This is a genomic window from Streptomyces humi, assembly GCF_001005085.2.
Taxonomy (GTDB): domain Bacteria; phylum Actinomycetota; class Actinomycetes; order Streptomycetales; family Streptomycetaceae; genus Streptomyces; species Streptomyces humi.
In genome coordinates this window covers 1-13,214 of record NZ_LBMU02000014.1, presented here as the reverse complement: position 1 = coordinate 13,214, position 13,214 = coordinate 1, and the positions used below count along the sequence as shown (strand labels likewise).

Genomic DNA, 13,214 nt, shown 5'->3' with positions numbered 1-13,214 from the left:
CTCACCCACGCCCGTGCGGTCGCCCTCGCCCCTCGCCCTCGCCCTCGCCCCACGCCCCCGCCCACGCCACGCCACGCCCACGCCCACGCCCACGCCCACGCCCACGCCCACTACAGCGTTCCCGAGCGGAGGGCGAAGGCTACTGCGTGGGTGCGGTTGCGTAGGCCTAGGCGGTTCATCATGACGCTGACGATGCTTTTGATGGTGCGCTCGGAGTAGTTCAGCTTCTGGGCGATCTCCGTCGTCTCCAGACCCTCGGCGAGCAGCCGCAGCACGTCGACCTCGCGTGCCTCCAGACCGGACGCGGTCAGCCCGTGCGGCCCGAGCACCTCGCGCTGGACCGCCCGTACGTGGTCGACGAGCCGGCCCTGGACCGCGAGCGGCAGCGCGGCCCCGCCGTCGGCCACCGCCCGTACCGCCTCCACGACCTTGTCGTAGGTGGTGTCCTGACGCCACATCACCCCGCGCAGGCCGTGGTGCAGCGCCCGGAGCAGGTGGGCGTCCCCGATGTGTCCCGTGACCAGCACGACCCCCATGCCGGGGTTGGCCGACCTGGCGGCCACCGACTCCATCAGCAGTACCGTCTCCTCGGTCACCTCCGGCGTGATCACGAGGACCACGTCGGCGTGCCGGTGCTCCTCCTGGGGCACCACCCTCAGGCCCGGGTACCTGCGCAGGCACGAGACCGCTCCCTCACCGGTCAACGGGTCACCCGCGAGGACCGCTATCGAGATCATCCCCAACGTTCTTGCTTTCCTTCCGGGAGTGGACCGTCGCTCACGAGCGGCGCGCGAGGATCGTCACCGGACCGCCTTAACGCCGACTTGGCGTGTACTTGGCGAAGCTGCCCCTCCGGCCAGGCTTCGCTGTCCGCGGGGGCGGACATCGGCTCGTGCGGCGCGGACGCCGGCGGCCTCCTGCCTAATCTCCACGCGCGGACCCCCCGCGCGCACGCCACGGACAACGCCGCGGAAAACGGCACTGCGGCACTGCGGCACGCCACGAAAAGCCGGAACGCAGAAGAGAAGAGAGCACGTTGAGCACCGTCGTCGCCAAGCGCTCGCCGCGTGCCGAAGGCCCTCCGATGCCGGAGGGCCAGGTCGAACTGGCCGAGCCCCCGGTCCTCGGCGAACCGGCCACCGCCGACTTCGGCTCGGTGATGACGTACCTGCCGATGGGCCTGGGCGCCGGGGCCATGGTGCTGATGTACTCGGTCGGCAGCGGCGGAACGTCCATGTACATGATGACCGGGATGATGGGCATCGCCATGGTCAGCATGACGTTGACCCAGATCGGCCGGCCCGGCGCGGAGCGGCGCCGCCGGATGCGCGCCGAGCGCCGGGACTATCTGCGCTACCTCGGTCAGAAACGCGTCCAGGCCCGGCAGGCGGCCGACGCACAGCGGGCCGCGCTGCTGTGGGACAACCCCGAGGCGTCCGAGCTGTGGGCCCTCGCCGGCGGTCCCCGGCTGTGGGAACGGCGGCCCGGGCACGAGGACTTCGGCCGGGTCCGCATCGGTCTCGCGACCCGCCGCGCCGCCCTGGAGTTCCTGCCTCCGCAGACCCGGCCGGTGGAGGACCTGGAGCCGTTGTGCGCGATCTCGCTGCGCCGGTTCACCAAGGCCCACCAGACCGTGCCGCTGCTGCCCGTGCCGGTCTCGCTCCGGCGTTTCACCAGCGTCGAGTTCACCGGCGGGACGGCGGAGGCGGTGGCCCTCGCCCGGGCGATGCTCGGGCAGCTGGCGGTCCTCCACTCCCCCGACGAGCTGCGGATCGCGGTGCTCGGCGACGAGGCCGGCCGCCAGGAGTGGGACTGGCTCAAGTGGCTTCCGCACAACGCCCATCCGACGGCGGAGGACGCGGCGGGGCCGGTACGGCTGGCCGCCGGGGACCACGACGAGCTGATGGACCTGTTCGGGCCGGACCTCCGCGACCGCCCCGACCACGACCCGGCCTCCTCGCCCAGCGTGGCCGAGCCGTTCACGGTGATCGTCGCCCAGGGCGTGCGCGTCCCTTCCGCGTCGAGGCTGTCGGCGGGCGGTATCCGCGGGGTGGTGCTGCTGGACCTCACCGGCGCGGTGCCCGGCGGCCCCAAGGTGCTGCGGCTGACCGTGCGCGGCGGCCGGGTCGAGTTCCCGAGCGGCGCCGAGAACGTCGGCGGCCGGGCCGACCGGCTCGGGCCCGTCGAGGCCGAGCACCTGGCGCGGGCGCTCGCCCCGATGCGCACCGGCGGCGTCGTCGACCTGGTGGACCGGCCGCTGGAGTCCGACTTCGACCTGGCCACCATGCTCGGCATCCGCGACGTGCGGAACTTCGACGTGGCGGCCAAGTGGCGGCCACGGCTGGCCCAGGAGGCCCGGCTCAAGGTGCCGATCGGGGTCACCGAGGACGGTGAGATCGTCGAACTGGACCTGAAGGAGTCCGCGCAGGGCGGCATGGGCCCGCACGGACTGCTGATCGGCGCCACCGGCTCCGGCAAGAGCGAACTGCTGCGCACCCTGGTGACCGGTCTGGCCGCCACCCACTCGTCCGAGATCCTGAACCTGGTCCTGGTGGACTTCAAGGGCGGTGCCACCTTCCTCAACATGGACCGGCTGCCGCACACCTCGGCCGTCATCACCAACCTCGCCGACGAACTCCACCTCGTCGACCGCATGCGGGACTCGATCAACGGCGAGATGATCCGCCGGCAGGAGCTGTTGCGGGAGGCCGGGTACGCCTCGCTCCACGAGTACGAGAAGGCCCGCGCGGCCGGGGCGGGCACCCTGGCGCCGCTGCCCTCGCTGCTGGTCATCGTGGACGAGTTCTCCGAACTGCTGGCCAGCAAGCCCGAGTTCGTGGAGCTGTTCGTCTCCATCGGACGGCTCGGACGCAGCCTCGGCGTCCATCTGCTGCTGGCCTCGCAGCGGCTGGACGAGTCCCGGATCCACCGGGTCGAGGGCCACCTGTCGTACCGGCTCGCGCTGCGCACCTTCTCCTCCATGGAGTCGCGCAGCGTGATCGGCACCTCCAGCGCCTACGAGCTGCCGTCCGCGCCCGGCAACGGCTACCTCAAGGTCGACACCACCAACCTGGTCCGCTTCAAGGCCGCTTACGTCTCCGGGCCCGCGCCCGCGGCGCCGGGCCCCGAGGAGACCGCCGGACGGCAGGGCGTCGTACGGGAGGTCACCGCGTTCGGGCTGGAGCGGCACGGGCCGCCGGCCGCGGACCGGGAGGCGGAGGAGGCCGCCCGGCTGGTCTCGCTCGCCGAGGAGAACCTGCGCGACCAGGAGACCGGGACGTCGGAGGAGGAGACCGACGGCGGCGAGGACAGCCTGCTGGAGGTGTTCGTCGGACGGCTGGAGGACAGCGGCCCGCCCGCCCGGCAGGTCTGGCTCTCCCCGCTGTCCGAGTCGCCCGGCCTGGACCAGCTGCTGCCCGGCATCGTGCCCGACCCCGACCGGGGCATGGGCGCCGCCGATCCGCACGTGCAGGGCGCGCTGCGCGTCCCGCTGGGCATGGTGGACCGTCCCTTCGAGCAGCTGCGCGAACTGCTGACCGCCGACCTGTCCGGCGCCGACGGCCACATCGGCCTGGTGGGCGCGCCACAGACCGGCAAGTCGACCCTGCTGCGCACCCTGATGCTGTCCCTCGCCCTGACCCACACGCCCCGCGAGGTCCAGTTCTACTGTCTGGACTTCGGCGGCGGCGGTCTGGTCTCGACGGCCGGGCTGCCGCACGTGGGTTCCGTCGCCACCCGCCTGGAGCGCGACCGGGTGCTGCGCACGGTGGAGGAACTGACCCAACTCCTGGAACAACGCGAGCAGTTGTTCACGTCACGGGGCCTGGAGTCGATGGCCGCCTACCGGGCGCTGCGCGCGGACGGCTCGGTCGACGACCCGTTCGGTGACGTCTTCCTGGTGGTCGACGGCTGGGCCACGCTCCGCCAGGACTTCGACGACCTGGAGCAGCGGATCATGGAACTCGCCGCGCGCGGCCTGTCGTTCGGTCTGCACGTGGTCGCCTCCGCGGTGCGCTGGTCCGAAGTGCGGCCCCGGCTGCGGGACATGCTGGGCACCAAGCTCGAACTCCGCCTCGGTGACTCCATGGAGTCCGAGGTCGGCTCCCGGGCCGCGGCAGGCGTCCCGCACCGGCCGGGACGCGGTCTGACCGGTTCGGGCCACCACTTCCTGTCCGCGCTGCCCCGGCTCGACAGCTCCTCGCGCACCGACGACCTGACGGCCGCCACCAAGGCCGCGGTCGCCGAGATCGACACGTTCTGGACCGGCCCCCGGGCCCCCGGCGTACGGCTGCTGCCGACCCGTCTCGACGCCCGCCGGCTGCCCGCCCCCGCCGACACCCGCGACCTCCGGTTCTGCCTGGGCTGGGACGAGCAGCGGCTCGCCCCCGTCTGGCACGACTTCGGCGCCACCCCGCACCTGCTGGTCTACGGCGACGGCGAGACCGGCAAGACCAACGCCCTGCGGCTCGCGATCCGCGCCATCACCGCCCGCTACCGCCCCGAGGAGGCCAGGATCCTGCTGGCCGACCCCGGCCGCGGACTCCTCAAGGACGTCCCCGAGGAGTACCGGGTCGGGTACGTCGTCGACAACGACGCCCTCGGCAAGCTCGCCGACAGCGCCGCCGTGTCCGTGGCCAAACGGGCCCCCGGCGCCGACGTCACCCCGGAGCAGCTGGAGAAGCGGGACTGGTGGACCGGCCCGCTGCTGTTCGTCCTCGTCGACGACTACGACCTCTTCGCCGGCGCGCCCGGTACGCCCTCCCCGATGATGCCGCTGGTGCCGCTGCTGGCGCAGGGCGCCCACATCGGGCTGCACCTGGTCGTGGCCCGCTCCACCTCCGGCGCCATGCGGTCCGTGATGGACCCGCTGATCCGCCGGATGTGGGAGCTCGGCAACCCGGCGCTGCTCTTCTCCTACCCCAAGGAGGAGGGCAAGTTCATCGGTGAGGCCAAGCCCCGCACCCTGCCCGCCGGCCGTGCCCAGCTCGTCACCCGGCGCACCGTCCAGCTCGTCCAGACCGGCCTGGTGTCGGCGGCGCCCGTCCCCACAGGAGCACGATGACCACCGCCGCACCCGTCACCGGGTCCGCCGCCGGATCCCCGACCGGATCCCCCACCGGATCCCCCATCAGCCCTGGCGGCACGTCCGTGCCGCCCGTCCGGGTCACCGAGGTGTGCCGCCTCACGGTGGAGGCACCGGCCGGCCGGGCCGACCTCGCCGTCCCGGTCACCACCCCGGTCTCCGCGCTGCTGCCGGTGCTGCTGCGCCAGGCCGTCGGCCCCGACCTCCAGGGCACGCCCTGGGTCCTGCAACGGCTCGGCGCGGACCCCCTCGACCCGGAGGCGACCCCCGAGAGCGCCGGACTGCGCGACGGTGACGTGCTGCACCTGCGGCCGGCCGACGCGGCGCTGCCCGCCCTGCACTTCGACGACGTCTCCGACGGTGTCGCGCACACCGTCGGCGCCGGACCCGGCCGCTGGCACCCCGGACTCACCCGGCAGCTCGGTCTCGCCCTGTCCTGCCTGGCGCTCGCCGCGATCGCCGCCACCCTGCTCGGCGCGGGCCCGGGACCGCTCACCTCGGCGGCCGCCGGGGCGGTCGCCCTGGTGCTGGCCGCGGGCTGCGCGGTGGCGGCCCGCGCGCGGGCCGACCGCGGCGGGGTCCTGGTCACCGGGGTCGGCGCGTTCGGCTTCGCCGCACTGGCCGGCGCGGCCCTGCGGGAGGGCCCGTCCGGCGGATTCGCCCCGGGCACGACGGGGACGCTGCTGGCGGCCGGGTTCGTGGTCGCGCTGGCCGGCCTGCTGCTGGCGCTGGGCGCGCTGCCCCTCGTCGTACCCGGCACCGTGCTGCTCACGGCGGTCGCCGCCGCGATCGGCGCGGGACTCGCCCGGGCCACCGGGCTGCACGGGGTCCAGGCCGCCGCGGTGGTCGCGGTCGGACTGTTCGTCCTCGGACACCTGGCGCCCCGCCTCGCCCTGCGCACGGCCCGGCTGCGGGTGCCCCAGCTCCCCCACGACGCCGAGGAACTCCAGCTCGACATCGAGCCCGAGGCCGGCGGGACGGTGGCGAACCGGGTCACCGTGGCCACCGCCTGCCTCGACATGATCGGCATCTCCTCGGCGCTGGTGTGGGCGGTCGCCCTGTGGCTGCTCGCCGACCGCGAACACGGCTGGGCCGGCTGGCTGCTCCCGGTCTCGCTCAGCCTGGCCGTCCTGCTCCGCGCCCGCGGCACCAACGGCACCCTCCAGCGGGTGCCCGCCGTGCTGGCCGGCGCCTACGGCCTCGGGCTCGTCCTCATCGTCCGGGTCGCGCCGACCGGCCCCGGTGGCCGGGCCGCCGTCCTTGCGGTGCTCCTCGCCGCCGCGCTGCTGCTGCTCGTCGGCGCCTGGCGGCTGCCGCGGGCCCGGCTGCTGCCGGTGTGGGGGCACTTCGGTGACCTGCTGGAGACGGTCACTGCGATCGCGCTGCTGCCGCTGCTGCTCCAGGTGCTGCACGCGTACGGCTACTTCCGCGGCCTCGCGGGCTAGGGGCGGCGGGATCCATGCAGACGCGACGCGATCACGTACAGGCCTACCAGTTCGCCATGGGCCGGCTCGCCTCCGCCCTGGTCAGCGGCGACCCCGGCCGGGGTGACAGCCCGACCCGGCGGTCCGCGCTCGGCTCCGTCTTCGGGGTGGGCGTGGCGGTACTGCTGTGCGCCGGGTTCGGGGTGTACGGGCTGATCTCGCCGGCCGCCAAGGACGACTGGCGCAAGGACGGGGCGATCGTCCTGGAGGAGGACACCGGGAACCGGTACGTGTACGCGCGCGGCGAGCTGCGTCCCGTGCGCAACTACGCCTCCGCGCTGCTCATCGCGGGCGGACGGACCGCCCCGCGGACGGTGTCGGCGAAGTCCCTGGCGGGGGTCCCGCACGGCACCCCGGTCGGCATCCAGGGCGCACCGGACACCGTCCCGGCCGCGACCGCCCTGGCGACCGGCGCGTGGGCACGGTGCCTGGCGGCGCAGGGCACGGGGAGCGCGGGGACGGGGAGCACGGGGACGGGGAGCGCGGGCACCGGGAGCGCGGGGGCGAACGGCAAGGGGAGCGACGGCAAGGGGACGGGCGGCGCGGGGACGGGCGACGCGGGGACGGGCGACGCGGGGACGGGCGACGCGGGGACGGGCGACGCGGGGACGGCGGGCAAGGGGCAGGCGGGCAAGGGGCAGGCGCTTCTCTTCGGTGGGTCCGCCGCCGCGCTCGCGGGCCTGCCCGCCGACCGGCAGGTGCTGCTCAGCGGGCCTTCGAAGACCCGGTACCTGCTGCTGCGCGGCGTCAAGTACCCCGTACCCGGCGACTCGACGCTGATCGCCCTCGGCCTGGACGACCAGACGGCCCTCCCCGCCACCGCCGACTGGCTGGCCGCCGTGCCCACGGGCGCCGCGCTCGCCGCGCCCGTGCCGGCCGGTGCCGGGAAGACGGCGGGGCAGGTCGCCGGGCAGCCCGTGAAGGTCGGCCAGGTGTTCCGCACCAGCGCCGACGGCACCAGCGGCACGGTGCACTACTACGTGATGCGTTCCGACGGCGTCGCCCGTGTCAACGCCACCGAGTACGCGCTGCTCGCCGCCCGCCCCGGCGCTCCGGCACCGCGACAGGTCGGGCAGTCGGACATCGCGGCCGCGCCGGTCTCGGCGGACGACGCCACGACCGGTCGGATACCCGACCTGACCGGCGTCCACGCCCTGCCCGGCGGCACCGTCTGCCTGACGCAGGCGGCGGACGGCCGGACCCGGATCACCGTGGGCACGCCCGGCGCCGGGGGGATAGTCCTGCCGGCCGGCGGCGGGGTCCTGGCCGTCCCCGCCGGCTCGTCGGCCGGCAACGGCAACGGCAACGGCAACGGCAACGGCAACGGCAACGAGTACCTGATCACCGAGCAGGGCCTGAAGTACCGGATCGCCGACAGCGACGCCGCGCGGGCTCTCGGGTTCGGCGACGGCAAGCACCGGCTCGCGCTGCCCGCGGGCGTCCTCGCCCTGGTCCCCGACGGACCGGCGCTCAGCCGCGCCGCCGCGGCGAAGGGCTGAGCCCGGTGGCCCGGCTCCGCCTTCGCTCGACACTCGTGGGCGAGACCCTGCTCATCCACCCCAAGGGCCGGTTCGACGACCGGGCCGCCGCGTTCGCCGGCGGGATAGCCCCGGACCCGCTGCACACCCTCGCCGTGGTGGACCTGCCCGGCGGTTCGCCGGCCACCGAATGGGAGGCGGTGGCCCGGCTGCTGTCGGCCGCCCGGTACGGCAGCCCCCGGCTGGTCTTCGGCCGGGGCACACCCGACGACATCCGTACCGCGTGCCGCCACATCGCCGACCGGCTCGGGCGTGAGGTGCTGGCCGCCGACGGCGACCTCGTGCCGACCGTCGACGGCGGCCTGTTCGTGCCCGGCGACGACGGCGCCGCCTGGCTGCGGTTCCGGCCGGGCCACGATCCCGAGCCGGTGGCGCAGCGCTTTCCCAAACCGCACTGGGAGTTCTCCGCGCCGGTCCGCACCACGCCGGCCGGCTCCGGCACCGTGGCGCGGCCGCTGCCCGCGGGCGTGTGGCTGCATCACGCCGGCCCGGACACCGGCGCCGACGCCGGCGCCCGGGCGACGCGGCACCGGTACGCGGTCGAGGCCGTACCCATCGACCCGCACCTCTACCTGGTCGTCCTCGGCAGCCCCGGCACCCCGCCGCTGCCCCTCGACGACGTGGCCCGCTTCTGGGACACCGTGCTCCCAGGCGTCCGCCCCGCGGTGCGCTTCGTCCTGTACGGCACTCTCGACGTCCCCGGCGACCGCACCGACCCCGGGCAGGCGCTCGCCGACGCCCTGGGCCACCCCGCCGTCCTGTACGACGGGCTTCCACGCACCGAGCCCGGCGACCGGACCGTCCCGGCCGGGACGACCTACCTCCCCACCGCCCGGGTGACGCAGGCACCGGCACCGGACGCCGACGACCACGCCGCCCCGCCCCGGCCGCCCGTGCCGTCCTTGCCGCCCGTCCGCACGGAGTCCGGCGACGACACGTCGGCGGCACCCGTGGCACGTCCTCCGCAGCGGCCCGCCGGACACGGCACAGGGGGTGCGACAGACCTCTCGGAGGCCCCGACAGTCCGCAACGCGACCGACACGGACACCGAAACCGGCACCGCAACAGGGACCGCCACCGGCATCGGCACCGCCACCAGCACCAGCACCAGCACCAAGGGCGGGGACCCAGTCACGGAGCCCGCACCCGGTGCGGCGGACCTCGACGATGCCCCCACCGTCCGCAGCAGATCCCGCGCGACACGCACCAGCCCCCCGACCACCCCGCAGAATGCGGACGCGCAGCAGGCACCGGCACCGGCACCGCCGCAGACCCTGGTCCCGGCGTCGGAGTCGGCACCGGCCTTGGCACCGGCACCAGCACCAGCACCAGCACCAGCACCAGCACCAGCACCAGCACCCGGGATCGCCTCGCCGCCCCGACCGGTCCTTTCGGCCGCCCCCACGGCCGCACCCGAGCCAGCGGCCGAACCCACCTCCGCCCCGGTCTCGGCACCCGGGATCAGCCCGCCGCCCCGACCGGTGCTCCCGGCCGCCCCCGCAGGCGCACCCGAGCCCACGGCCGAACCCACCTCCGCCCCGGTGCCCGCTGCCTCTCCCAGCACCATCCCTGCCGCCACCGCCTCCCCCTCCCCCTCCCCCTCTTCCTCTCCCGGCCTCGGCCTCGGCCCCGCCCCCGGCCCTCGGCCCGTGCCGCCCGCAGCGCCGCGGTTCCGGTTGGAGTCGGCCGCGCCCGATGCCGAGATCGGCGGCATCCCCGACGTGTCAGCCGTCGCCGATGTCGACGACACCGGCGACCACGGCCTCGACGCTCCCGCTCCCGCTCCCGTGCCTTCGGCCGGTCCGGAGCGCGTCACGGGCGCCGGGGCCCCGGCGGCCGCCGCGGGAGCGGGGGCCGTGCGGGTGCAGCCCGTGCCGCGGGCCGCGGCGCGGGCGCTGCCGCCGGAGCGCGGTGTCGCGCAGGAGCGGGACTGGCTGCGCCGTACCTTCAGCGAGCAGTACAACGCCCTGGCCGGCTCCGTCTCACGCGTGATGTCGGAGACGCCCGGACTGCGCGGCCGGTCCAGGGCGGAGGCGGCGGACGCGCTGACCGACCTGGTCGCCGTACGCCTGTACCTGTCCGGCGACTCCCGCCGGGCCGACGCCGCCGTGCGCGAGGCCGTACCGGGACCGCACGTGCCGCTGGCGCGCTGCGTGACGGCCGGGCTGCGGCGGCTGCCCTCCTACCGGGGCCCGGCCCTGCTGCGCACCCGGCTCAGCGACGCGGAACGCGCCTGGTACCGCGAGGGCGGACCGGTCACCGAGTGGGCCTTCTGCCATGCCCGTACGTCGCTGCACCCCGGCCCGCGCGGCAACGGCGCCACCGACTTCCTGATCTGGTCGATGACCGCGCGGCGGACCAGTTCCCTGGACCCGGCCGTCCCCGACCGGGTGGTGTTCCTGCCCGGCACCGTCTTCAAGGTGCTGCGCGCCGAGGGCCCCGCCCTGCTGATGCGTGAGCTCTCCCCGTCGGAAGCCGCCCGGAGCGGCGACGGCGGCCCGGACGAGGTGACGGCGAAGCTCGACGAGATCGCCGTGCAGGGCCTGGGGAAGATCCTGGACGCGCTGGAGCGGGCCGGCACCGACGCCGCGGCCGAGAGCGCCGATCCCCCCGGACTGATCGTGACCCCCCGTGCGGTGCGCACAGAAGGAGCCCAGCCGTGAGCAGACAGGTCCTGCTGGTCTCCCCGGAGCGCCCGGGCGCCCACCGTACGATCGCCGGCGCGCTGGCCGAGGCGGCGGAAGGGGCGCTGATCACGATCGCCCCCGGCCACTACGAGGAGGCGCTGGACATCGTCCGGCCCGTGTCACTGGCGGCGGAGGGCGGTGCCGGGACCGTACGGGTGCACGCGACCGCCGGGAGCACGGTCGTGGTGCGGGCCGAGGCGGTGCGGCTGTCCGGGCTCGTCCTGTCGGGCGCGGACCGGGAGGCCCCGGTCCTCGACCTGCGGCGCGGGCAGTCGGCGCTGGACGACTGCCGGATCGAGGGCACGGCGTGGACGGCCGTGCTCGCCTGGGACGAGGGCACGCTGGCCGCCCGCGGCTGCCGGGTGACCAACCCGCACGGCGCGGGCGTGGTGGTCACCTCGCACGGCGGCAGCGTGCTGTCCGGCACCGAGATCACCGAGGCCGGTTCCTCGGCGGTGGTGGTCGCCGAGCACGGCCGCCTCGACATCCGGGACTGCCGGCTGGACCGTCCCCGGGGCAACGGCGTCTGCGTCAACGGCAACGCCGCCGCGACCGTCGAGGACTCCCTGGTCACCGGCAGCGGCAAGCCCGCGCTCGCCGTCGAGCAGGAGGCCCGCGCCGCGCTGCGCCGGGTCACCGTGACCGGCAGCACCGCGCTGGACGCGTACCTCACCGGGCGGGGCGAGACCACGCTCACCGACTGCGCGTTCTCCGGTTCGGGCGGGCAGTCCGTGCACATCGCCGACGGGGCGGCCCCGCACCTGCGTGGCTGCACGGTCACCGGCGCGGCCCGCAGCGGGGTCCAGGTCACCGGGGGTGCGCGGCCCCGCCTGGAGGACTGCGAGATCACCGGCACCCCGGTCGGGCTCCACGTCGCCGGTGCGGGGGCCGACGTCCGGGCGACGGGACTCGTCGTCCGGGACGCCACCACCGCGGCCGTGCAGGCCGCCGACTCCGGTACGGCCGAACTGGAACGGCTCACGGTCACCGGCACCGGGGGCGCCGGGGTCCGGGCGCAGGGCGGTGCCCGGGTGACCCTGCGGGACGCCGAGATCACGATGAGCGGCGAAGGTCAGGGGACAACCGGGCCCACCGGGACAAAGGGAACGAGGGCCACGAAGGCGGCGAAGGCGACGGAGGGGCCGACGGGACTGGGCCTCGGAGGGTCGGCGAGCGTGTTCGTGGCCGGGTCCGTCCTGCGCGGCTGCGGCGCGGTCGTCGGGGAGGACGCGGAACTGACCGCGCACGACACCGAGTTCACCGGATCACCGGGCGACGCGGTGCGGGTGCTCGCGGCCGGTTCGTTCACCGCCGTCGGGTGCCGGATGACCGGCGCACGGGGCCGGGGCGTCAACGCCCACGCCGACGCCCGTACCGACCTCGGCAACTGCGTGCTCCAGGACAACGCCGCCGACGGACCCACCGACCGGACGTACGCCGACGCCGGCCGCGACTCCGACCACGGCGCCGGCCGTGACGCCGACCGTGACGTCGGCCGTGACGCCGGCCGTGAGTTCGGCCGTGACGCCGACCGGGACGGTTCCGGCACCCCCGGCCCGCCGCCCGCGGACCCTGACGTCTCGCGCGCCGCCACCGGCCCGCTGGCCGAACTGGACGCGCTGGTGGGCCTGGAGAGCGTCAAGCTGGAGGTCACCGGGCTGATCAACCTCAACAAGATGACCAAGCGGCGCACCGAGATGGGTCTGCCCATGCCGCCGATGAGCCGCCACCTCGTCTTCGCGGGACCGCCCGGCACCGGCAAGACGACCGTGGCCCGGCTCTACGGGGCGGTCCTCGCCGAACTCGGCATCCTCGGCCAGGGGCACATCGTCGAGGTGGCCCGTGCCGACCTGGTCGCCCAGATCATCGGCGGGACCGCCATCAAGACCACGGAGGTCTTCAACCGGGCGCTGGGCGGGGTGCTCTTCATCGACGAGGCGTACACGCTGACCAACCAGTCGCGGGGCACCGGGCCGGACTTCGGTCAGGAGGCCGTCGAGACGTTGATGAAGCTGATGGAGGACCACCGCGACGAGATCGTCGTCATCGCGGCCGGCTATTCGGAGCACATGGACCGGTTCCTCGCCTCCAACCCCGGTATGGCCTCCCGCTTCGCCCGGACGATCGAGTTCCCCAACTACTCGCCGGAGGAGTTGGTCACCATCGTGCGCGGCCTGTGCGCCAAGCACTACTACGAACTCTCCGACGACGCCCTGGACGCGCTGTCCCGCTACTTCGAGGACGTCCCGAAGGGCCCGACCTTCGGCAACGGCCGGGTGGCCCGCCAGATCTTCGAGTCGATGATCGGCTCCCAGGCGTCCCGCCTGGCCACCCACCCCCCGGCCCACGACAACGACCTGAGCCTCCTGACCGCAGCAGACGTCCCCCCAACCCCCCGAACACCCACCCCCACCCCCACACC

At 75.2% G+C, this 13,214-nt stretch carries 6 protein-coding genes; 5 read left to right on the top strand and 1 reads right to left on the bottom strand.

All coding sequences use genetic code 11. The features are described from left to right. Window positions 1–110: 110 nt before the first annotated feature. Complete coding sequence (locus AAW13_RS04745; protein ID WP_046733652.1) at window positions 111–737, bottom strand: response regulator transcription factor; 627 nt, start codon at window positions 735–737, stop codon at window positions 111–113. Between the two features lie 299 nt (window positions 738–1,036). Between AAW13_RS04745 and eccCa the strand changes: the two genes are divergently transcribed. The 5 genes from eccCa to AAW13_RS04720 form a co-directional block, all read left to right on the top strand. Then, window positions 1,037–5,062: a type VII secretion protein EccCa gene (gene eccCa / locus AAW13_RS04740; RefSeq protein ID WP_071659433.1), complete on the top strand. Its 4,026-nt coding sequence runs from the start codon at window positions 1,037–1,039 to the stop codon at window positions 5,060–5,062. Further along, the gene (gene eccD / locus AAW13_RS04735) at window positions 5,059–6,528 is read left to right on the top strand and encodes a type VII secretion integral membrane protein EccD (RefSeq protein ID WP_079178709.1); all 1,470 of its coding nucleotides are present in this window, start codon (window positions 5,059–5,061) and stop codon (window positions 6,526–6,528) included. The genes eccCa and eccD overlap by 4 nt, the downstream gene beginning before the upstream one ends. 14 nt (window positions 6,529–6,542) lie before the next feature. Next, complete coding sequence (eccB, locus tag AAW13_RS04730; protein ID WP_046734721.1) at window positions 6,543–8,066, top strand: type VII secretion protein EccB; 1,524 nt, start codon at window positions 6,543–6,545, stop codon at window positions 8,064–8,066. A 35-nt stretch (window positions 8,067–8,101) separates the two neighbouring features. Then, window positions 8,102–10,768, top strand: coding sequence for a hypothetical protein (locus tag AAW13_RS45760; protein ID WP_071659432.1), 2,667 nt, complete (start codon window positions 8,102–8,104; stop codon window positions 10,766–10,768). Further along, window positions 10,765–13,214 (top strand): right-handed parallel beta-helix repeat-containing protein (locus tag AAW13_RS04720; protein WP_071659431.1); only part of this gene is annotated, 2,450 nt, incomplete at its 3' end. The genes AAW13_RS45760 and AAW13_RS04720, both read left to right, overlap by 4 nt.